Source organism: Estrella lausannensis (assembly GCF_900000175.1).
In the GTDB taxonomy this organism is placed as follows: domain Bacteria; phylum Chlamydiota; class Chlamydiia; order Chlamydiales; family Criblamydiaceae; genus Estrella; species Estrella lausannensis.
The window spans coordinates 1-22,202 of the sequence record NZ_CWGJ01000025.1 but is presented as its reverse complement, the minus strand read 5'-3'; the positions used below and the strand labels follow the sequence as shown (position 1 = coordinate 22,202).

Sequence of the window (22,202 nt, the reverse complement as noted above, 5' to 3'; positions counted from 1 at the left end):
AAATTTGAGCTTTACACAGAAAACATCTCAAAACCGGAGATTTTGAAACACTTTCAGTATAGGACAGTCGCTACGGAACACCTTAAAAAAAAGTGTGGAATCAAGCAACCGCCTTTTTCCTCAGCAAGACAAGATAAGCTATGGCAATTAAGAGCAGGGAGGCCGAGAAAATCTCCTTCATGGGGATTTTTCGCTGTAGAGTCGATCGGTCCGGACTGGACCGGTCGTAAAAAACTGCCTGCGGGATTTTGCGAAGCTTCTCGATCCACACCTCGGCGGACTGTTTATTTAAGAACACCGGCTCTCTCAAAACGGTCTGACCGGAAAACTCTTTGGAATCGGCTTTGAATCGATAACTGCCTTCAAGGTAATAGCGGCCCCAAGAACCTTCCCATACCTTCCAGTCCACCCTGTCCGCTATCGCCTCCTCTTTGGCTAAAAAAAAGGTGGAGAGGCCGGTATATGCTTTTCCGGCATAGTAGAGGGAAATAAGGAAGAAGATGACCAGCAAAGCTGTGGCCCCGTGCCTTACCATTACCTTCATATCGAATAGAATTCCTCGGGTACCGCGGATTCAAATTTCATGCTTTTCCCCGTCTTGGGATGATTCAAAGTCAGCTCAAAAGCATGCAGCATCAAACGATGGAATGGGTTTTTTGTCGAGCCGTATTTTTTGTCGCCGACAACCGGCACCCCTGCCATCTGACAATGGACGCGGATCTGGTTTTTCCTGCCCGTCTCCAGCTTAAGCTCAAGAAGAGAAAACGTCCTTCCTCTTTTGACTGTCTTATAGTGGGTGACCGCAAGCTTTCCCTCCGTCTGATCGCTGGTGTTCTTGACGACATAGTTGGCATCTTCCCGCAGATACGAGCGCCACTCGCCCTCGGATGGGTCGGGCTGCCCTTCAACGACTGCCAGATACCGTCTCTTGGGACGCCTCTTTTCAAACTCCTCTTTCAAAAAATCTCTCGCTCCCTCGTTCAGGGCAAAGACGAGCAGACCCGAGGTGTCTTGATCAAGCCGGTGGACGGGAAAGACACGCGCTTTGGGAAAATGTCTCTTCAGCAGGGCGTGCATAGTTTTATCGGCCTGAAAATCGGTGGCTACCGTAAGCAGGCCATAGGGCTTATCCACGATGGCGATGTCCTTATCGCTGTAAAGCAGCTTGACATCCCCTTCCAAAAAGCTCTTTTTAGCCAAAACCTTCACCTTCTGTCCCCTCATCAGAGGATGAAGAGGAGAGGTTGCCACCGCTCTGCCCACCACCACTCTGCCTTCGGCGACCATTTTTCTTAAGGTAGCCTTCGAGCTATCCGGGTATTTTTTTCCAAGAGAGGAGAGTAAATTATCCTCCTCTTCAACCGTCCATTCCATAACGCCAAGCTGGTTAAATTTAATAATTCCATCGATTGTAGGACTTTTTTCCTTTCTTCAGAATCCATTTTTCCTAAGAGCCTGTCCTAAAACTGAAATCGTATGATTTCCTTGCGGACAGGCTCTAATTGTTAGGAAAAGCGGGCTCTACGATGAACCTTCGCTCTCCTCAAGTGTGAAAGGCTCATCGAAAGTATAGGAGAAGCGCTTTTCATCATTGACATTGCTCTCGATCGCAAACACCGTCTGGTTTTTCTTGCTGTAGTTAACCAGCTGCGACAAAATGTTTTTATGGTCGATTGCAGGAGTCTTGCTATGGATGGCGAAGCTTTTCAAAATTTTCAGCACTCCCTTCCACGTCTTTTTGTGTGGACAAACCTTCCAGTAGAACGGGATTTCAGCGAGTTCCTCTTGGCCCTCGATAGCGACGACATCAGGCCTAAGCCTCCTGTAGATCCCATACTTCCGCAGGATTGCCACCTCATAGTGACCGTCTTCCCTGATCTCGACATGATAGTCCATTCCCTGCTTCAACTTGGCGAAGTAGGGGTCGGCGAAAAGGGTGGGATAGAGCGATCTCATCACCTGATCGGCAAAGCCCCAGCAGCTGTTGGATGTGAGGCGCAAGACATTCAGGAAAGGAAGAGGATGCTCTTTTAGCAAGCCCGCTATTTCGCTGTTTTTTTTCGTTCCGATCTTCAAAAGGACATCCACATCACGCGCAATCTCTTCAGCGGGCTTTTGAGTGCCCCCCGCCTTTTCAAAAGCGGTGAAAAGCTCCGTGTAAAAACTCTTCATCGAAGAGAATTCTGTTAATAAGGCAAATATCTTTTTCGATCTTCCAAAGGGCAGTTCCAGATTCATGAACCGGCTCTCCTGTTTATGAATCCAGCTAGACAAAGCCAGGAGGTGATAAATGTAGGAAAGCGCCTCTTTATAGGTCGGGTCCCACCAAAATCCTTCAAAGGATCTCCAGAAGAAGTCGTGCGAAAACGTCTCCTCCTCAACGAGGCCTTTCGCTCTTAAAAACGTTGTCAGCCGATTAGAGGCCAAATCGCTCTGATCCATCCACAGCATAGCCAACGCCAAAAAGGCTTCATCTTCTTCACCAGAAAAATATTTTTTGAAGTTATTATAGAATTTTTTCTTCGTCTCCGTCTCGCCGGTTTTTATCGATGAGTAGACAATATGAAAGAGGAGCGATCTTAATACCCTTCGTACAAAGAGATTCTTTTCCGCCTCGCGGTAAAGCGCCCGGAACATCTCTGCGGGAGATGCATTATAAGCAATTTTTGAGGAGTCGAAGAAAAGCTCTCCATTGATCGTCATGCAATTCATCAAGACGGGAGTTTCATCCGACTGTTTCATGCAGCGAAGCACTTCGCCCACCTCAATGGTGCTGATGGAGAAAGGGGCACTGGGCGTCTCATAGCACACATGCTTGATATGGGGTATCATCCCCTTGTTCATCATCAGCCAGTCAAAATCGCGGATTTCCCCTTCAAGCCCTGATTTACTCTCCGGAGTGGGATTGCTCCACCCCTTTAAAAAGGCGATGACTCTCATCTGCTCTTCCCTGTTGTCGCCAAAGGCGGAACCTATGCACATTTTAGTGCTGTTTTTGAAGCGCCCCTCCAACACCCCGCACGCAACGTCTAAAAACTTCGACAGGACAATCCCTTCTTCCACTCCATAACGAACCTGCGGAAAGCGCTCAATCGCCGTCAGACTGCACAAAATTCTGTACACGTCGGTCGTCCAGGGCGATCTCTTGTTTTGAAACCGAATGTAATTGAGCAGCTCCCTTCTCATGAGATGCAGTCTTTCCAGGATCGGAGTGAGCAACACGCCGCTGTTCTGAAAAAGAGTGGCCAGCATCTCAGACCGTGGAGACTCTGTCAGCAAAAAGCGATGCGGATTGGAGAGTTCGGCCTTGTTTTGCATAAACCACACACTGTTCTCGCGCGCGCAGATCCTCTTAAAAAGCTCGTTCATCGATTTAAACGACACCTCCGGCAAATCCCCCTTGCTTCTCCTTTTCTCCAGACAGCTCAATAAAATATTTTTGGCTCTTTTATCGAATTCGCCTCTTCCCCCAAGAACTGAAATTTCATCAAAGTCGTCAAGCGGAGCCTCTTTGCTCCTCAAGTGGGAAGGTAGGTACTTTCTCTTCTTGACCTCGCCTGGACCCTCGTGGGAATCTTTTGACTGGGAATCGGAGCTGGACGGCTCGCGATAGGAGTAAAGAAACTCGCTTTTTTTAAACTCGCCTACGCTTAACGCCCGATGAAAGTACTTCTCTTGCTTATTCTCTCCCTCCTGTTCATCTCCTTCTGCCTTGAGTTCCTCAAGAGACCTGCCTCGAACGGCATTCAAGTCAAGAACCGGCATACCCTCTTTGACCTTTCCGGTTTTCTTGGCGACCTCTCTTAAGGAAACAGGCTCTGACGGTTCTGACTTTGTCATCAACTGAGTGAGGGCGGATCTGTTCCTTGGAACTTTTTGCTCAGCGGAAACAGCGCGCTTTCTCGGCTCTTCCGGCGCCCCGCCAAAGGAGGCGTGAGCGGATTCCGGCTCTACGGATCCTTTTTTCCTTGTCGGCGAGTGTTCTTCCAAGGCCGCCCCCGAGTCGGAGCTGGAAGTCAAAACCAGGAGAGTAGTCACATTGCGCCTATGCCTGCCCTCTGACGAGAGGCTGCGCTTTTTTCTCTCTTCCTGCGAGTCACCGGAGATGGAATGAGGAGACTCTTTGTCTTTCGGCGAGTCGCGCCGCGAAAGGGATTGATCCCCCACCTTGGGCATTAAAACTGCCTGAGCCCTCGATTGCACAGCTTCCGTCCTTTTGGGACTATCCCGCCGTCTTGGCAGGGTACGCGGCGAGCCGGAAGAGGCGGAGTGAGGCGTTCCAAGAGAGGTCTTTCTGACAGGTGGGTACAACTTGGGGCTTGGGTTCTCCTCTTTGTCGCTTCCGGCCTGACTCGGCGACTCTTTAAGGGGAGCTACCGTGCCGGTCTTCGCAAAAGCAACGCTTCTGACCTTCTCGATATCTAGCGAAAAGGACTGCCTCTTGGCTTTCCTTTCGTTTGGAGCCACGGGCTTGCCTTCTTGCTGCGGACCGCCGACTACAAGGGTGGCTACCCTCTCTTCGGAAAGAGAAGCCACTCTCTCCTCTCTTTCCGCAGAAGGACTTAAAATGCCTGAACCGAGATCCGAAACCCGGATCTCCGGATCGTCCCCCTCTTGAAATTTTTTGTCTTCCCTTGACGAGAATCCATCTCCCAGGTATTTCTGCTTCTCAGTTCTTCTTTCCACATTGAATGCCATAGACCCTCCTCACAGTCCAGGTATGTAGAGAAGAACTAAGCGGTAGGGCTACGCTCTTCTCCTGACACCCTTCAAATTAAAAAAAATTTAAGCGTAGCGATTTTTTAGCAGTCGCAATCGGCCAATTCAGCAGCAAACCATATATACATCAGTTTTAGTACAGGCTGTAAGAGGCCTTCCACAAAATTGGGAAAATGGACAACCTAGAAAATGTACAGCATAGAAAAAGAGAAATCGATCAAATTTCTGAGGGGATTGTTTTTCAAACGATGAACATTTTAATACCTCCTCTATTCCCTATACCCTCCAATTTAGTCAACCCTTGCCAAATCATAACTTTGATTTAAAATAAATTGATCCGTAAGCCCGAGCCTTAGAGACAGTCTCTTACTCCTCTCCGCCTAGGGAGAGCGCAGGCGAGTTCCCTCTCCTTGACGAATTATCTTTTAAAACCTATAATTTAGCTGTTTTTGACTGATAAAGTTATGAATTTCAACCTACAGAGGAAAAATGGCTAAAGATAAAGCAGGGGATAAAAAAGCTCCCGTGAGACGCCCCCAGGCCCAAAAGCGCGATATCCAAAACAAGAAAAGAAGGCTGATCAACAAGTCGTTCTTGTCTTCTCTCCGCACAACTTTGAAGCAATTTGCTGCAGCAGTTGAGAAAGGAGACAAAGAGGCTATCACAGCTTCCCTGAAAGAAAGCTACTCCATGCTGGATAAAGGAGCGAAGCGCGGTATCCTGAAGCTGAACGCAGCTTCAAGAAAAAAATCCCGCCTCACAGCCCAGGCATCTGCCAAGCTCGCATAAGTTTCTTCCGCCCCCCCCCCTTGAGGCAGCGGTATTTCCCCCCTTGCATTTTTTCGTGAAAGATAGCATCAACAGAAGAGTCCGCATTTTTTAAGAAAACAGGCCGGAGTTTGTTTTCCTATAGCGGCGATCCATCCGATCGCGCTTGAAATCTCGTTTTGGACAGTTGAACTTTATTTCCGGATCAATCCTCATGAAAGCGATCATTTTGGCAGCCGGGGTAGGCAGCCGCCTGGGAAACTCCCTTCCAAAACCGCTCACCGAGCTCATCAGCGGCGAGAGCATCCTCGAGTGGCAAATAAAAATGCTCAAAAGCTCCTCTTGCCCGCAGATCATCGTCGTCGTCGGCTTCAAAAAAGAGCTGATCATGGAGAAGTTCCCGGATGTGCTCTACGTGTACAATCCCGATTATCTTAAAGAAAATACCTCAAAGAGCCTACTCAGGGCCCTCTCCCTCATCGATGAAGATGTCTTATGGCTGAATGGCGATGTGGTATTCCATCCCAAAACCATCAAATCCATCTTGAGCTCCAAAAGGGCGGCGATGCTGGTGAACTCCTCAAAGGTTGGTGAGGAGGAGGTCAAATACAACTTAAACTCCTCCGGCTTCATCAAGGAGATTGCTAAAACAGTATCCGATCCGAGAGGAGAAGCTGTCGGAATCAATTTCTTTCCGAAAGAGAGCCTCGGAATGCTTCGCGACAACCTCAGGAGTTGCAAACGGGAGGATTACTTCGAGTATGCCATCCAGCTTTGCATCCACCAAGGGCTTGACGTCGAAGCGGTCGAATGCGCAGAAGGCGACTGCGTGGAGATCGACTTTCCCGAAGATTTACAGCGGGCCAACGACCTGGTCAAACAGTGGGATCTGACTTAAAATTATTTCTTAGGAGGGGTCTGACACTCCCTGAAAAGATCTTTGCGGATCTCTTCAAAGGGCCTCTCTTCGCCAAACGTATACCTGTCGATTTTTTTTCTGATAGCCGAAAACCGCTCCTGATCATACGGAAGGGCTTTTTCTATAATCCGGTATACATTGGCGAAGTCTTCTTCCTCAATTAAGGTTCCGCACTGGAAGAGGAAGGTTCTTCTGTCATTTTTTGGATCTTTTCGATCCTTGTTCAGAAAGAACATGGGTCTGTCGAAAGCGAGGAAGTCGTATCCTATGGAGGACATGTCGCCTATATAGATATCGGCTCTCGCAAGCAACGGATAGATCAGAGGAAAATCGGTCACGAAGAAAATATTACTCGCCTTGGCGTACCGGCCTAGGATCTCATAGAAACCGACAGTATCATCCAACTCAAGGCGCGGATGCAGCTTCACCAAGATATTATAATCGGAAGGGGCGTTGTCCAGAAGGTGATGACAACTGTCAAAAAAGGTGGTCGACTGCTCCAGATCCATCCAGGTGGGGGCGTAGAGGATTGTCTTTTTATTCGGGTCAAGTCCTCCGAGCGCATCCTCATTTGCAATCTGATCGAGGTACTCTTTGTGTTTCTTGTAATAAGAGTAGCGGTAGTTGCCTGAGATAATGAACTGATTTAAGTTCTCATACACCCCCTCGCTCTTTAACAGATCGAGCATGTTATCTCCATAAACGAAGGTGATGTCTTCGTTGGCCATTTTCCTGATGTAAAATACTTTATCGGAAAAGCCGTGGGGAACGTGGACATGGCGCATCGTTTTACCATACTCCTTTTCCAGAGGAGCAAATTTTTCCCGGAAGACGTGCCTGTCCCATAGGTCGCTCATCAAGACAACGTCGTAGTGTTGAAGCAGATATTCGGGGTTAAACTCCTGAAAGGCGACGATCTCGCCTTTAAGACCGGGATAGAAGCGCATATTGCGCGCCATGTCGTCTTCCTCAACAAAGAGGAAGGGGATCTCGAGCAGCGCGGCCATGGGAGAGAGATGATCGTAATAGTGGATATGGGACGACTGATTGAGGACGCAGGCGCGCACGGCATTTTCCATCATCTTGACAACCCTTATGATTTTTCCAATCGGCAACCTTGGATACGAGCTAAAAACTGAAATCGTATGATTTTTTAGTGAGCCGTCTCTTCTACCGAAAGTGTCTCAAAATGGGGTTTTTGCAAAGACAAATCTCCCCACGATCGAAAGATTGTGAGTTGTCTAATATCCCAAGCGGTCTCAGAGTCGCGAGGCCCCTATGCCAAATTCTGATAGGCTTTCGGTATACGACAAGACATACCGTCAAATCAGCTGACGAACATTTTTCAGCGTCTTGTGGATAAATTCGGCTCTTCTGTGCGATAGCTCCTCAGCTGAAATGCTATCCTTAAACTGACTCAGAAGATGCGCTCGGCGGCAGTTGAAAAACAGTAAGTTCAGCTCCTCAAAAGAGATGCCCTCAAACCATCCCAGATCAACTCCCAGCTTCACCAGGCTGATCGCATTCAACGCCTCGATCGCCTCAATCTGATAGGAGTGAACTAAAATGCCAAAAGCGCGGCTGACACGGTCTTTGATTTCCGCCATCGATTCCGACTTGATCTTGGTGCGTTCGGCCACCTCTTCGACAGTGAGCTTGGTGACTAAAGAACGGATAGAGGCGATGATATTCTCTTCGCTCATCCCCAATGTGTAGTTGTTTTTGATGACTAAGACATCGCCGATGATCTCTGTCGGGCTGCCCTGAAGGCCTGTGATTGAAAACGACTCATCGGCCGTCGACTCCAAGATCTCATCGATCTTACCGCAGTGGATCAGCCCGGTGAGCTGAAGGTAGGCTGTGACCTCGAAAGCGCTTCCGGAGTCGCCGGGATCGGATGTGAGAAAGCCGAAGCGGGGCAAAAAAGCATATTTGATCGACTTTCCAAGTTCCGTTTCCGTCTTGACTAAACGGTTCCAGGAGTTTTCCATTTCCCCTTGCACGTCGACAATGAAAAACTCGATGTGGTTGTCGATATTGAGCAGGACAAGAAAGCTTCCTGACTCATCGATCATGAAGGCCTCTCCACTGTGGGCCTGAAACACCTTCTCCCGGGCGAAAAAGTGCTCCATCAGGTATTCCTTGTCAAACGCTTCGGCCTTTTCCGCGGGAAAAAGGAGCATTTGCCGCAAACCGGGCTCTTTTGCCAGTTCTTTAGAAACCAGCGCGATGATCGTTTTCTGCAGATCCCCGTTCAGCTTGCCTGGGAAGTTGAATTTCTCAATATTGCGTTTTAAAGAGACTGTACTCGCCAGAAAAATTTTGTTGGCGTTTGTATCCCACAGCTTTTTCTCGGAAAGAAACTGTGCCGGGCGAACGGGATCCTTCATGAATCTTTCTTCTCATTTTTCTTATTTTTCTCAGCCTCTTCGGACAGGGCGTTGATCTGGTCCCGAATTAAGGCCGCTTGCTCATACTCTTCTTTCTTTAACATCTCGTTTAAAGCTTCATTCAGGGCGATGAGTTGAAGCGAAGGATTGACCTCGATCGTCTCGCCGGGGGTTCTTCCCATATGCAGCGGCTGATTTTTCTTGGTCGTGTTGATTTTGAGAGGGATTTTGGCGCGCGATGTCAGTTCGATCAGGATTACATCGGCAAACACTTCGTAGCAATGGCTGCAGCCTAACGGATGCCCAACCTGGAAGTCCTCGAGGCTTGTTCCACAGTCGCCACAGACAAGACCCGCCTTGGCTGTATTTGTTTCATGATGCGTAAGAGCTGATCCTTTGAGCTTTTTCTGAAGATTGGGGCAATCAGCGCACATGGATGTTTCGGTGACTTTTCCCTTTTCCGCCTCTGTATAGCGAACGCTAATCTCTTTTTTGCACTCGCCGCACTCAAGAGGCCTTTCCGGCAGCTTTTCCTCTTGATCTTCAAAAAAATTCTGTTCCATATGCCTCGTTACCCTATTTTTACCGGAAGGCGATCGTCAAACCGAAGCTTTCCTGTTCAAGCAAGAAAGGGCCGCTCTTGAAGGGGTCTTCTGCTGTTCAATATAGAATGTTAAGGTAATAATTGTAAATAAGGAGGGGTGGGGAGGTGTGTGAATCAAATTGAGTCTTGATGGATTCGAACCATCGACCCTCTCATTAAAAGTGAGATGCTCTACCGCTGAGCTAAAGACTCGTTTGATGACCCCAAGGGGATTCGAACCCCTGTTATCGGAATGAAAATCCGGTGTCCTAGGCCTGACTAGACGATGGGGCCGGACTGATGAACCTGCTTTTCAGAAGATTTCATCATCTTTCATTGAAGAGCCTTAATATTACATGCAGCCCGATTTTTTTTACAACGCAAAATTCAGTTTTTTTTCATTTTTTCCTAAGTCGTTATCAGAAAGGGATCTGCCCTAGAGCAGATCCCTTTTCCTTACACTGTAGACACCTCTTTTTCCTTCTGAGCGCTCAGGTCGTCGGCTATTTTGCAGTATTTATCAGTCAGGGTCTGAATGTCCTTTTCGTGATGGACACACTGATCTTCGCTGATTTTACCGCCGTTTTTCTCTTCGCGAACGATTTTGTTGGAATGGGCGCGCACATTACGAATGCTCACTTTGGCCTCTTCGCGTCTTTTGTGGCACAATTTGATCATATCCTTGCGGACGCTTTCGTCCATGGCAGGGAAGTTGATGCGCACAACATCTCCTTCGACAACGGGACGGAAGCCGAGGTTGGCCTTATCGATCGCCTTGCCGATGGTTGAAGTGTTGCTTTTGTCGTAGGGAGTGATCAAAAGCTGTCTCGGCTCCGGAACGGTGATGTTGGCAACATCACGGATGCGCATCTGGGAGCCGTAGATCTCCACAGAGATGCTATCGAGAATCCCGGGATTGGCCCTGCCGGTGCGAATATTTTTGAGTTCTTGGGTCAGGTGGTTGATCGCCTCTTTCATTCCCTGTTCTGTCTGTTCTTTGATCCCCATTATTAATCTCCACTTACTAGGGTTCCATTCTTTTCTTGTAAAATCGTTTCAAATGGCTGCGAGAAAAGCTTAGCCATATTGAAGACAAAGATCGGGATGCGGCTGCTTCGGCATAACGCGATAGCCGTCGCATCCATGACTTCCAGTTTGTCGGCAAGAATCTGCCCGTAGGTGATGGTCTCAAACCTTTTGGCATCCGGATGTTTGATAGGATCTTTGGTATAGATGCCGTCCACTTTTGTGGCCTTTAGCAGAAGATCCGCCTGAATCTCGCTTGCTCTTAGGGCAGCGGCGCTATCGGTGGTGAAATAGGGATTGCCTGTCCCCCCCACAAAGATCAGGGTCGTTCCCTGGGAAAGCAGATCGAGCGCTTTACGCCACTCGTACTGCTCCACTATTGGGGGGCAAGGGACGGCGCTTAGAACTTTGGCCTTGGTCCCTTGAGCCACCAGCGCCCGTTCGAGGGCGATTCCGTTCATCATTGTGGAAAGCATTCCCATGTGATCTGCCGGCGTCTGCTCGATGCCGATCTCTTTGAGACGCACACCGCGGAAAATATTGCCTCCACCGATCACAAGGGCTGTTTCCATCCCTTGCTGCTTCATCATTTTGATGGCGACAGCCAGCTTCTCGCAGCTTTCCGCTTCGATCCCAAAGGGCTTTTCTCCCATCAGGATTTCGCCCGAAAGCTTGAGCAGCACCCTCTTCGGTTTTATTCTTTGCTCCATACACCCTCTTTTTTGCCTCAGGATAAACGGATCGGGATAAAAGGTGTATACCGAAATGCGTAAGAGCTCTCTAGCAGATAATGTATTCCGATTGCTGATAGAGGGTTGCCATCGACTGCGATCTTTCATCGACGCTCAGCGGCGTCTCTTCCGGGTAGACTTTAATCAGTTGCATCGGAACAGGCATGCCTGTTAGCGGGTTGGCAATGCAGGCCGGGCACAAGGGGAGCTCTTCCCCCGATTGGCATGACTCGCCTGATTTAAATGAATCAAATATTTCCCTGACTGTTTCGGATGTAAACAGGGCGCCGCAGCGGTCGTGATAAAAAGTTGCCCCGGAAAGATTCCGCCTTTTGAAATCGATAAGCCGCACTTGCCAGCGGTCCCCGATTTTCTCGAGCCTGGTCAGGAGTGGTTTGAAGGCTCCTATTACCTTAGAGTGGCACTGGGAGTAGCATTTTCCCATCTGGTCCGCTTCACTTCTTCCCGTAAGATGCCCGCACTCAAAGAGAACGGGGTCTATGACCGTGGAAAGCGTGATGGGATCGGTGATGCCAAGAACCTTTTGCGGCAGGGCCGATGAGCTGGGTTTTTGCGAGTACTCTAGCGATGTCAAATGAGGGAATTTGGCCGCGAGGTTGCGCATCTCCTCATTACCGATGGACATCGTTGTGCCGATGATGCTCAGCGCCTCAAGCGAAGGGATGCTGCTGACGTGGGGATTGAGCACGGAATCGACACGGGGGCAGAAGTCCAGCGAGAGCGATTTTAATTTCTTCAGGAGACACGCAAATTTCAACCCCAGACTGGAAACCCATGTTTTATCCATCTTAAGCTCTTCGATCTGGGCCAAGATGGGCAAACTCACCCGGGTTTGCAACCCACCACAAGACGCCTCCTCGGCGCCTTCGATGAACTTAAACCACAGCAGGCTTTTTCCCGATACCATGTTGCGGCTTAGGTCTATCTTAGAAATGCAAGCTCTGACTTTGTCGCCGGTCTGCTCCATACACCTTCTGGCAGCTTCCTCAGCTACCACACCGAATAGATTGACGAGAGTTGCTACCGTGAAATTGTTGATCCCAAGACGGACTTGGGAGTGGTCTTCCTGAAATCGCAAAGAGTCAAGAGAGGATAGATCGAGGCTGAATTTCATTTCATCGGCCTCTTGCGTGATTAAGCTGAAGCGGTTGATCTGGCCATCACTGTCGGCCATCTCCTTGAGGACTCCCAGCGCGAAAGGCTCTAGCGGCACGCTTTTTCGTTCGGCGATATTGAGAACTTCATTCACAGAGAAAAAATTAAAGGACACGCTATTCATGATGTTCTCCTTGCTTGCGTACTTTAGTTGCGCGCTAAAATATTTTAATAATAGGCAAAAGATTCTATCAGAATAAGAAATAAATAAAAAGAAAAGCAGTTAACGATTTTCAAACAAGTCAATAATACCGAAAACGTTTCAAACTCCGGCACTGAGGTCTTGAGCAAACCCTCTCCTATCCCACTATGGGGTGTCTCACACCCTTTCACCCTGGGGAGATCTTTCTCTTTGCCAAACATAAAGAATATGGGCAAAAAAAAACCCGCCGGATGGCGGGTTTACTTGAAGAAAAAAATGCGTCGATTCGATTAACGGCCGACATCCCAGCGAGTGAAGGAAGCGATCGCAAGAGCCTTTCCAGACTCTTTGCCGCGAGCTTGCACAAGCTGTGCGACTGACATTTTGTCATCGCGGATGTAGGGTTGCTCTGTCAGGCACTGTTCTTTGAAGAACGCCTGCAGTTTACCCTCAACAATTTTCTCTTTCATCGCGTCAGGTTTATCCTGAGGCACCTGGCTGCGGACAATCTCTTTCTCATGATTGAGAACGTCCTGAGGTACGCTGGCTGGCGAGAGGAACTGAGGGTTTGCGGCCGCGATATGCATCGCGATGTCTTTCGCAAGCTTCTCTTCTCCCTGTCCGGCGATCTCTACAGTGACGAGGATTTTCCCGCCGAGGTGGGAGTAGATCCCGATCGAGTGGTCGCCTTTCTTGGGGAACGCCTGGACTCTTCTCACCTGAATGTTTTCGCCGATGGTCTGGACAAGAACTGCCCTGAATTCATCAACGGTCATCGACTGGTCTTTGGAGTAGGGTTCTTTAAGGAAAGCGTCCAGGCTGGCTGGATTGCTCTTCGCAGCTTGCTCTGCCAGGCTCTTGACGAACTCCTGGAATTTGTCGTTTTTAACGACAAAGTCTGTCTCAGCATTCACTTCAACGAGCGCTACTGTCTCAGAGCCTTCGAATGAACCGATCTGCCCTTCGTTTGTTGCGCGTCCTTCTTTCTTTACTGCCGAAGCCATACCGGACTTACGGAGGTTTGTGATCGCAAGATCCATATCCCCGCTAGCTTCCACCAACGCATTTTTACATGCGTTCATGCCGACGCCTGTTCTTTCGCGCAGTTCTTTAATCATGTCGATTGTGATTTCGTTAGCCATCGGACTATTCTCCTTCTTGACTTGCCAATGCGTCTTCCATTCTCTTCGAAGCTGCAGATTCGCTGTCTTCTTCGCCTTCAGTCTGCTTGCCGATGCCGATCTGCATCTCGCCTTTTTTGGCGACGACAGCCTGGGCCAATGCGTCCAGGATGAGCTTAATGCTCTTCAAAGCGTCGTCGTTGCAAGGAATGACGTGCTGGATTGGATCCGGGTTGCAGTTTGTGTCGACAAGCGCCATGACCGGAATGCCGAGCTTGTTAGCTTCTGCAACGGCGATGTGCTCTTTGGATGGGTCAACAACAACAACGAGGCCTGGGGGCTTTCTCATGCCGCGGACGCCGGAGAGGTTTTTCTCCAGTTTGATCTGCTGCTTGGTAAGCTCGGACAGCTCTTTTTTAGTGATCGTGTCAGCTTGGGTCGAGATTTTCTTTTCGATCTTTTCCAGCTTCTTGATCGACTGACGAATTGTGTTGAGGTTGGTCAACATACCGCCGAGCCATCTTTCGCTGACGTAAAATTCGCCGCATTTTTCAGCCAGCTCTTTCACAACGTCTTTTGCTTGCTTTTTTGTGCCGACAAAAAGAATGGAGCGGTGTTTCTCAACCACTTCTTTGACGATGTTAGTAGCATTGCGCAGAAGATGCAATGTTTTGGCGAGGTCGATGATGTAAAGACCGTTTCTTTCCTCGAAGATATAACGCTTCATCTTCGGGTTCCAACGGTGGGTCTGGTGCCCGAAGTGGGCTCCTGCCTCTAAAAGATCCTTAATAGATACAGAAATCTGTTCTTGGTTCTGAGTAGCCAAGCCTTGTCCCTCCTATTTGACGACGGCATTTCGCACTGATTGCGAAATTTCGGTCTTGGTGTTAATTTCGATGTTTTTTTAAAGCTACACCGAACCCTTTTAAGGAGAGCAAGAGGGCTGGCAAAGTGAAAGAGGGGAGGTAGGTGGTGTTGCGCTGCTTAAAAGAGCCCGGTGTAATAGCGCCTGATCAGAATCGAACTGACACTCGTAGCTTGGAAGGCTACTGTTCTACCATTGAACTACAGGCGCGTAGTGGTACAGGCATTATGCTATCTTGAGGTTTTTATTGCAAGGGGGCTTCTCTCTTTTTTTCTGATGGGCCTCTCGCCCCTCTTAAAACTCATCCGGCAAGAGCGGCGATGGTGGCGTTGCGGCCGCTGCCCTTGTCTCTTCTATAGGAGAAAAAATCCTCCGGCTCTCTTACTGTGGAGATGCCGGCGATCTGGATTTGAGACTGCGGCACTCCCGCCTCTTGAAGCTGCGCTTTGGAAATCTCCCAGAAATCAAAATAATTTTCCTTCGGCTGAAACGGCCAGAAATGGCGGGGCAGCTCTTTTTTAAAGTGAATGAACTCCGCATCTTCCGGCCCAAGGCTGGGGGAGATGCCGACAAAGAGATTTTCCGGCCTTGAGCCGAATCGCTCCTGCATGAAGCGGATCGTGCTGCTATAGATATTGAGGACGCTGCCCCGCCACCCGGAGTGGATGTTGGCGAGCGCTCTGTTGACCGGATCATAGAACAGGGCTGCCTGGCAGTCGGCGTGGGTGATGACTAAGGCGAGCTCCTCTCTCTTAGTGGCAAGACCGTCGAACTGGAACTGGGGATCGGAGGGGGCCTCTTCCGCCAAAACAACCGTGGATCCATGATTGAGCCGCCCGCGCCGCCACTCTTTTACATCCAGGCATTTAAGAGACCTGTTCAGATTCTCTAAAATATTTTCTTGTGAATCCTCCGATTTGAATCCGATATTCAGCGAACTGAACTCACCTGAGCTCACTCCGCCCTTCCTTAAAAAGATGCCGTGTCGCACCTCTTTAAACTGCTGGAAAAGCTCAAATTCAAGCCAGGCGACACCGTTTTTTTCTTTCCTAATCATCGACCGATCCTTTACAAATGACTGTTCCAACAATACCGCTGCGGACCTGAAAAAAGGAAGCGTTATGCCTCTAGACAGCATGTTGCAGGATAAAAAAATCACCAGTCTAATCGGCGGAAAGCTTCAGGAGAGCACCCCTCTTCCTTTCAAAGATATCACGACCGATGAGAAGTGGCTCGAGCTCCACCCTGTCGACAAAAACGGCGTCCTGGAAGCCATCGAGCTGTCGATGAAAGCCTTTCAGACATGGCGAGAGGAGCCGGCTCCGTCAAGGGGCGCTGCCCTACGGCGGGTGGCCTCCCTTCTTCTCGCAAACAAAGACCTTTTCGCCGAGGTGATGGCGCGCGAGATGGGCAAACCGGTTAGCGAAGGGGCCGGCGAGGTGGCCTACGCCGCCTCGTTTTTTACCTGGTTTGCGGGAGAGGCAGAACGGCTATATGGACTGGAGATCCCCAGCTCCCGCAAGGGAAAACTACTCCTTGCCCGCCTCGAGCCCGTCGGCCCCACAGCTGTCATTACCCCTTGGAATTTTCCCATCGCAATGGCGGCAAGGAAGTGCGCCGCGGCCCTTGCCGCCGGCTGCACGGTGATCGCCAAGCCCAGCCTGGAGAGCCCGATGAGCCTGCTCCTTTTGGCGAAAGCGTGCCATGAGGCGGGCATCCCCCCTTCTGTTTTCCAGGTTCTTGTCGGTGATGAGAAAATGATCGGCCAGGAGCTTCTTGCCTCTCCGAATATCCGTAAACTGAGCTTTACCGGCAGCGCTGAAGTGGGAAAACTCCTCTACAATCTGTCGTCGAATACGCTGAAGAAAGTCACCTTGGAGCTCGGCGGAAACGCTCCGTTCATTGTTTTGGACGATGCCGACCTCGACTTGGCCGCAAAAGAGGCCATCCCCGCTAAATTCCGCAACGCCGGACAAACCTGCATCGCCGCGAACCGGTTTCTCATCCATGAAAAAATTTTTGATGAATTCTCCGGGAAGCTGATCCATGAAATCGAGAAACTCACCTTTGGCTCTCCCCTGAATCCCGAAACGAACGTCAGCTGCCACCTCCACCCGCTCTCTTTGAAACGAATGGAAGAGCACCTTCAGGACGCACTCGAACAGGGCGCTTCGCTCCTCCTGGGCGGAAAACCCGGGGAGCCCACTGTCATCTCCGGAGTCACACCCGGCATGCGCATTTTCCACGAGGAAACATTTGGTCCTATCGCGGCCTTGATGAAAGTGAAAAGCGCCGATGAGGCGCTGCTTTTGGCCAACGATTGCCGCTTCGGCCTTGCCGCCTACCTCTTCACCGATAGCCTAGCGAGCGCGCACCATTTCTCAAACCACCTGGAGTTTGGGATCATCGCGATCAACGATGGCCTGCCGAGTGCCGCCGAGGCCTCTTTTGGCGGCATGAAAGACTCCGGTATCGGCCGCGAGGGTGGGCCCTCCGGTATCCTTGAGTACCTGACGGAAAAATTCCTCTCGATCCGCCACTCGAAGCCATGAAGTTCTTTATTTCCCGATGCGGCAGCCGTCAAAGAAAGAAAAGTTGATTCCGAGCTGGAGAGACCACTTCCACCTGCCGTTGATTGCGGCGGAGTTAAACCAAATAGGACCTGTCAGGATGGAGACGTCGGGGTGCGGGTAGTAGCCAAGCGCTACGCCTCCACCGCCGATGGTATTCTTCCCCGATGCCCAGTCGCAGCAAACCATCCAGCGGTGGTACTCCACCCCGTCACAGCCTGTGGCCGGGCAAAAAAACTTTTGATATGACGCCATCAGCCCCTGCCGGTTCTTGCCCATGGCGGAACCGCCGGAAAACCCACCGAAAAACACTCTGCCTCCAATCACCTCGGGCAGGGAAAAGCCTACGATCACATCGACAATATTTTGATTGTTTCTCTTGTCGCTGCTGGTGTGCAACCCAAAACCGAACAGACCGACTTTGAGCGAGGGTGCGGTCGGAAAAAGCCACCCCTCGGGAATCGCCGCTCCGGCGTTGAGGGCTAAAGGATAGTCTACGCCTCCGGCATAGTCAAAGCCGGCCTCCGCCTGAACGCCATGCCAGTTCAGCAGCCCCGCTTCAAGCCCCGTGTCGGAGGGTACCGAAGGATCGTGCTTTCTTGGAACCACGTTGAAATAGGTGTCGCCATCGAGGTGGATGAGACCTGCCGGATAGATAGCGGTGGTGCAGTTGGTCCAGAAGATGGAGCTGGGACCGGCTGTGAGGGATCCAGCAAGCAGGACGAGCCCAAGCAGAGCGGGGTATAAATAGCAGTTTCTCATGTGAAAGCGGAACCGAATTTTTTGACGGAACTTACAAGATCCGGCGGCAAGACGCAACCGGATTTCCAACTTGATATTGAGAAAAAACGCTCCGATCGACTACGCTTTAATCTTAATTCTCCATGCCTGAATAGCTCAGTTGGCAGAGCAGCGCATTCGTAATGCGAAGGTCGTCGGTTCGACTCCGGCTTTGGGCAATCCTTATACACCTGTTAGAGAGTGATTTAGCTTGTATTAAATACTTTAATTAAGCTAAATTCACCCCTCGCGGTGCAATGACGGTGCAGTAAAATAATAACTTATAAGCACAGCCAGCCGCTTAAACCAAAACTAACAAGAGGTTTAAGATGGCATCCATCTATCAACGTACAAATAAAGACGGCTCCAAAGTCTGGCGAGCTGTCATCAGAATTAAAAATTACCCCACAGTTTCAGATCATTTCGATCGAAAAAAAGCTGCCGAAGATTGGGCGAAAGAAACTGAGACCGAGATCAAGAAAGGCAAGTACGACTTTACCAAAAATAGAGAAAAAACCGTAGCTGAGCTGATTGATCTTTACATTCAAGATGCAGTCATAGGCCATCATAAGGCAGCCGATGACACAATCTTTCAATTAAAGTATTTTAAAAATAAAATTGGAAAATACGCACTTACCTATATTACTCCTGAAGTCCTTATTGCTCAGAGAAAGGTATTAAGCGAACCCAATGAACGTGGAAAGACACTCAATCCGGCTACTGTAAATAGATATTTTTCAACTCTTAGCGGGGCGTTCCGTTATGCTTGTAAAAACATGCGTTGGATAGATGAAAATCCATGCTTGAATCTGCTGAAATTGAAAACCAATCCAAAGATTAGAAGAACTCTTAACCAGGATGAGGAATTAAGACTTTTGGCAGCTTGTAATGCAAGCAAAAGTCCTTATCTCTATTGCATTGTACTAATTGCTTTAACTACTGGAGCGAGGAAAAGCGAAATCCTCAATCTTATATGGGATGCTATTGATTTTGATAATCGAATTGCGCACATCAAAGATTCAAAAAATGGACATCCGAGAAAAATTGGACTAGTCGATTGCGTCATCGAAGAACTTAAAAAAATATATGATCAGCGCGATTCAATAAAAAATCTCGTATTTGCAAGTAAAACGGCCTTCGGAATAGTCGATATTAAAAAATCCTGGAATAAAGCCCTTAAGTCCGCTCAAATAGAAAACTTTGTCTTTCATGGACTTAGACATCACTACTGTTCAATGGGTGCTAAAGCAGGTGCAAGTGGTTTACAGCTACGTTCTCAGCTAGGACACTCATCAGCAAGTATGACAGATCACTACACCCACCTTGATGCCGAATCAACGCGCTTCATCGGGGAAAATATTGAAAAAAGACTTTTCAAAGGAGGCACATATGCAAACAAATGATCCTGTCTTTGAAGATGTAAAAAACTATTTTTCCTTTGTTTTACGCGGTGCATTCGTAGGTTTAGATGGCATTACTTTATCAAAAATATATTTCATATTTTTGTCAGGAATAGAATTAATTTCGCAAAGTGGACAACGGTGTAAAGTATTGCCTATCGGTATGCACTATTGCTTTGCTATGCATGTTTTTTTTGATCGTCCTGCCCCTCCTTGGGACAAAGATCCTTTTGTTAAAATTATATTCACAGGCGAACATATTGAAGAATTGCTGTGTGCGGCAAAAACTAACATTGTTGCCTGCATGGCAGCAAAAGAACTGGCCCAAAAACTGCTTGAGCAAAATGGCTGTGTACCGGAAAAACTTTTATCATTTCTTCTGGATGTAGATCAAAAAAGTAAGCCGAAGAGACAACGAGGAAAACATTTTTATGAAACATTTTTTCGCGATTTTCAAATTGTATTGCTCTTAGCATCGGTAAATGATACGGGGTTATCCATCACGAGAAATCCAGATCCACTGTACAAAAGTAAAAATTCGCTTTGTGATGCCATGAGATTAGCTCTAGAGTCAATAGGAATACCACTTTCTTTTGAAACTATCAGGAGTATTTGGTACAAAAGGAATGAACTGAAACGTATCTTTCAGGATTTCCCTTCTTGTTTAAATTTCTAATTAACAGAAACTTGCGCGTGTTGGGCAAATAGCCTATTTGCTCAACACAATTTAAAGCCACCATCTTAATTATCATTACAGACACTAACCCAATTCAACAAACACTGGGAGGTGTCTATGAATGATCATGAGTACTTAAGTGTTCAGCAAATCGCTGAAGATTCTCGCTATCCATTTTCTTTAGGGCAATTAAGGCATTTTTTGATGCTGCGTCATCGTAATGGACTTGAAAAGGCCATTCGAAAAATTGGTAAGCGAGTTTATTTACGACGCGATCTCTTCGAAAGATGGATCGAAGGCCAAGTGAGGAGATAGTGATGAAGTATATAAAAGAATCGCATCGATCCATTAATACCCTGAAATTGAAAGAATTAATAGATCCCATCGATTTTTATAGCGACGAAGGGCATGACGTCGAGACTAGAAAAAAGGGGGAATGGAAATCAGGGGGGCTTTGTCCTTTTCATAACGATCGTAAAGCAGGAAGTTTCTTCATTAGCTCCTCAAATGGAGCTTTTAAGTGCTTTTCGTGTGGTGCTAGTGGTGGAGACGTCATCGCATATACACAAAAAAAATATGAACTACCTTTTTTAGAAGCTTGTCAAAGACTTAGCAAAAAATGGGGGGCTTATGAATGAGCTTCCCAAAATAGTCGAAAAGAAAAATCGGGTTTATTACTGGTCTTATAAAAATGAGAAAGGAGAAGATATCTCTTTGGTTGTAAGATACCAAGACCCTGATAAACCAAAAAAGAAATGGTTTCGTCAATATTCATTTAAAAATCAAGACTGGGAAGAAGGAGCGCCAACTCCTTCTCCTCTATATGGTATTCAAACCCTTCTGCTGAATCATTCTCTAACAAGAGCCTATATTTTTGAAGGAGAAAAATGCGCATCAGCTGCGCATTCTATTGACTTACCTGCCATTACCTCAATGATGGGGTCTAGTAACGTTGAAAAAGCGGATTGGGCGATCCTTGCAAGATATCGCCACATTCAGGAATTTGTGCTAGTTCCTGACAACGATGATCCTGGCCATTGGTACATGTCGGCTGTTTTCAAAGAAATTCAGAAGGCATGTCCTGATTCTAAAGTATTCCTCTGCAAATTTCAGGATATGAAAAAGGGTGATGATCTTGTCGATTGGCTAAAGCTACAACCTTTTTGTCCTCAAGATTGGAACGGCTTTGACGCCATCCAAAAGTCAAATTCTACTGAATTACAAAAAGCTTTTTTAGAATACTCATCTTCAAATCTCATTGATGCAGATGTATATTTCTCCGATGAAGTTGAATATCCCATTTTTGAATCAGACCCTCAGCCGCTCGAAGAAATATCTTTTCAAACCCTGCCTAGCCCCTTGCATACGCTAGCAGATCCCATTGTTCAATGGGCTCAAGGTGTTTCGATGCAAATGCAAATTTCAGAAGACTATGTTATCACCCCTTTTTTAGTAAGTGTTGGAAGCCTAATCGGCCGAAAGCGTGGATTAGAATTAAGACCGGGTAGTCGCTGGATAGAATTTGCAAATCTATGGGGAATGTGTATTGGGCGTCCAGCGATGATGAAAAGTCCAGCTATGAATGCGGCTTTTCATTTTTTAGTTGTTCTTGCCAATCGAGCCAAAGCGCATTTTGAAGAAGGCATAAAGAAGCATCAAAAGGAGTATGACACCTGGCAAATTAGAAAGAAAATCAGAGAAGAGGATTACAAAAGGGAATTAAAAGAAGCTATCAAAAACCATAGCGATCAAGCCAAGATCCAATTTCATGAAGAAGAACCACCAAAGGAACCCAAAAGGAAAAGGTATAAAACTCAAGACGCAACTATAGAAAAGCTTTCAGAGCTTCTTATTGAAAATCCCGAAGGTCTTCTTTTGTACCGTGATGAGCTTGCCGGGTGGTTAAATAGTTTTGAAAAACATGGTCACGAAAATGACCGAGAGTTTTACTTAGAAAGTTGGAGTGGTAAAGGTGATTATGATGTAGATCGGATCGGCAGAGGATCATTATCTGTTCCTGCGCTTTGCTTATCTATATTTGGGAGCATACAGCCCGGACCTTTATCCAAACATATTCGTGATACTGTTCGAGGTGGATCAGGCGATAATGGACTTATTCAAAGATTCCAGGCGATGGTTTCCCCTGAACCTAAAACCTCTTGGGAACTAGTTGAGGGAATCTCGATTTCTGAATTGGAAGAGCCTGTTCAGAAAATTTTCGATCATTTAGATCGATTAGAATTCGATCAGGATGGAAATCCAGTCATTTTATCATTCACCTCTGAAGCTCAGGCACAATTTGATCAATGGCAACGAGTCTGTCAATTTTTTTGTGT

Annotated in this window: 21 protein-coding genes and 4 tRNA genes; 9 read left to right on the top strand and 16 right to left on the bottom strand. The window is 47.9% G+C overall.

The annotated features are described in order from the left end of the window. Positions 1-100: 100 nt before the first annotated feature. The 3 genes from ELAC_RS07740 to ELAC_RS07730 all read right to left on the bottom strand — a co-directional run bounded on the left by ELAC_RS07740 (position 101) and on the right by ELAC_RS07730 (position 4,698). Positions 101-544: a hypothetical protein gene (locus ELAC_RS07740; RefSeq protein ID WP_098038709.1), complete on the bottom strand. Its 444-nt coding sequence runs from the start codon at positions 542-544 to the stop codon at positions 101-103. Then, entirely contained in the window at positions 541-1,374 is an 834-nt protein-coding gene (locus tag ELAC_RS07735) for an RluA family pseudouridine synthase (RefSeq protein ID WP_098038708.1), read from the bottom strand. Before ELAC_RS07735 ends, ELAC_RS07740 begins: the two co-directional genes overlap by 4 nt. Before the next feature lie 147 nt (positions 1,375-1,521). Further along, positions 1,522-4,698, bottom strand: coding sequence for a hypothetical protein (locus tag ELAC_RS07730; RefSeq protein ID WP_098038707.1), 3,177 nt, complete (start codon positions 4,696-4,698; stop codon positions 1,522-1,524). Positions 4,699-5,208: 510 nt separating this feature from the next. On the opposite strand from ELAC_RS07730, the gene rpsT reads away from it, so the two are divergent. Together rpsT and ELAC_RS07720 are read left to right on the top strand one after the other, a co-directional pair. Then, positions 5,209-5,508 (top strand): 30S ribosomal protein S20, encoded by a 300-nt coding sequence (gene rpsT, locus ELAC_RS07725; protein WP_098038706.1) that lies wholly within the window; start codon positions 5,209-5,211, stop codon positions 5,506-5,508. A 193-nt stretch (positions 5,509-5,701) separates the two neighbouring features. Continuing rightward, entirely contained in the window at positions 5,702-6,385 is a 684-nt protein-coding gene (locus ELAC_RS07720) for a phosphocholine cytidylyltransferase family protein (RefSeq protein WP_098038705.1), read from the top strand. A 2-nt stretch (positions 6,386-6,387) separates the two neighbouring features. Here ELAC_RS07720 and ELAC_RS07715 read toward each other — a convergent pair whose 3' ends face one another. The 12 genes from ELAC_RS07715 to pgeF form a co-directional block, all read right to left on the bottom strand. Further along, positions 6,388-7,488, bottom strand: coding sequence for a CDP-glycerol glycerophosphotransferase family protein (locus ELAC_RS07715; RefSeq protein ID WP_239414442.1), 1,101 nt, complete (start codon positions 7,486-7,488; stop codon positions 6,388-6,390). 240 nt (positions 7,489-7,728) lie between these two features. After that, the gene (locus ELAC_RS07710; protein ID WP_098038704.1) at positions 7,729-8,796 is read right to left on the bottom strand and encodes an ATP--guanido phosphotransferase; all 1,068 of its coding nucleotides are present in this window, start codon (positions 8,794-8,796) and stop codon (positions 7,729-7,731) included. Continuing rightward, positions 8,793-9,359 (bottom strand): UvrB/UvrC motif-containing protein, encoded by a 567-nt coding sequence (locus ELAC_RS07705; protein ID WP_098038703.1) that lies wholly within the window; start codon positions 9,357-9,359, stop codon positions 8,793-8,795. The genes ELAC_RS07710 and ELAC_RS07705 overlap by 4 nt, the downstream gene beginning before the upstream one ends. A 161-nt stretch (positions 9,360-9,520) precedes the next feature. Then, positions 9,521-9,592: transfer RNA gene (locus ELAC_RS07700), tRNA-Lys, on the bottom strand. A 6-nt stretch (positions 9,593-9,598) separates the two neighbouring features. Further along, positions 9,599-9,673: transfer RNA gene (locus ELAC_RS07695), tRNA-Glu, on the bottom strand. 162 nt (positions 9,674-9,835) lie between these two features. After that, complete coding sequence (frr, locus tag ELAC_RS07690) at positions 9,836-10,387, bottom strand: ribosome recycling factor (RefSeq protein ID WP_098038702.1); 552 nt, start codon at positions 10,385-10,387, stop codon at positions 9,836-9,838. Between the two features lie 2 nt (positions 10,388-10,389). Beyond that, entirely contained in the window at positions 10,390-11,115 is a 726-nt protein-coding gene (pyrH, locus tag ELAC_RS07685) for a UMP kinase (RefSeq protein ID WP_098038701.1), read from the bottom strand. A gap of 70 nt (positions 11,116-11,185) precedes the next feature. After that, entirely contained in the window at positions 11,186-12,436 is a 1,251-nt protein-coding gene (locus tag ELAC_RS07680; RefSeq protein ID WP_098038700.1) for a hypothetical protein, read from the bottom strand. A gap of 308 nt (positions 12,437-12,744) precedes the next feature. Beyond that, positions 12,745-13,596: a translation elongation factor Ts gene (gene tsf, locus ELAC_RS07675; protein WP_098038699.1), complete on the bottom strand. Its 852-nt coding sequence runs from the start codon at positions 13,594-13,596 to the stop codon at positions 12,745-12,747. 4 nt (positions 13,597-13,600) lie between these two features. Beyond that, entirely contained in the window at positions 13,601-14,401 is an 801-nt protein-coding gene (gene rpsB / locus ELAC_RS07670) for a 30S ribosomal protein S2 (protein WP_098038698.1), read from the bottom strand. 178 nt (positions 14,402-14,579) lie between these two features. Further along, positions 14,580-14,650 (bottom strand) — tRNA-Gly (locus ELAC_RS07665). Between the two features lie 91 nt (positions 14,651-14,741). Beyond that, positions 14,742-15,497 (bottom strand): peptidoglycan editing factor PgeF, encoded by a 756-nt coding sequence (gene pgeF, locus ELAC_RS07660; RefSeq protein WP_158227841.1) that lies wholly within the window; start codon positions 15,495-15,497, stop codon positions 14,742-14,744. 64 nt (positions 15,498-15,561) lie between these two features. Here pgeF and ELAC_RS07655 point away from each other — a divergent pair, with 64 nt between their 5' ends. Beyond that, on the top strand, positions 15,562-16,992 hold the full coding sequence (locus ELAC_RS07655; protein ID WP_158227840.1) for an NAD-dependent succinate-semialdehyde dehydrogenase: 1,431 nt from the start codon (positions 15,562-15,564) through the stop codon (positions 16,990-16,992). Between the two features lie 6 nt (positions 16,993-16,998). Here ELAC_RS07655 and ELAC_RS07650 read toward each other — a convergent pair whose 3' ends face one another. Then, positions 16,999-17,772 carry a hypothetical protein gene (locus ELAC_RS07650; protein WP_098038695.1) on the bottom strand — a complete coding sequence of 258 codons (774 nt, stop codon included), beginning with the start codon at positions 17,770-17,772 and terminating at the stop codon, positions 16,999-17,001. A 124-nt stretch (positions 17,773-17,896) separates the two neighbouring features. Between ELAC_RS07650 and ELAC_RS07645 the strand changes: the two genes are divergently transcribed. From ELAC_RS07645 to ELAC_RS07625, 6 genes are all read left to right on the top strand, one after another. Next, a tRNA-Thr gene (locus tag ELAC_RS07645) sits at positions 17,897-17,969 on the top strand. Positions 17,970-18,119: 150 nt separating this feature from the next. Then, positions 18,120-19,193, top strand: coding sequence for a tyrosine-type recombinase/integrase (locus tag ELAC_RS07640; protein WP_098038694.1), 1,074 nt, complete (start codon positions 18,120-18,122; stop codon positions 19,191-19,193). Further along, complete coding sequence (locus ELAC_RS07635; RefSeq protein WP_098038693.1) at positions 19,180-19,866, top strand: hypothetical protein; 687 nt, start codon at positions 19,180-19,182, stop codon at positions 19,864-19,866. Before ELAC_RS07640 ends, ELAC_RS07635 begins: the two co-directional genes overlap by 14 nt. A 117-nt stretch (positions 19,867-19,983) precedes the next feature. Then, complete coding sequence (locus tag ELAC_RS11760; protein WP_158227839.1) at positions 19,984-20,181, top strand: DNA-binding protein; 198 nt, start codon at positions 19,984-19,986, stop codon at positions 20,179-20,181. A 2-nt stretch (positions 20,182-20,183) separates the two neighbouring features. Continuing rightward, positions 20,184-20,504, top strand: a complete 321-nt coding sequence (locus ELAC_RS07630) for a CHC2 zinc finger domain-containing protein (protein WP_158227838.1) — start codon at positions 20,184-20,186, stop codon at positions 20,502-20,504. Next, the coding region (locus tag ELAC_RS07625) for a YfjI family protein (protein ID WP_098038691.1) at positions 20,497-22,202 on the top strand (1,706 nt) is incomplete at its 3' end. The genes ELAC_RS07630 and ELAC_RS07625, both read left to right, overlap by 8 nt.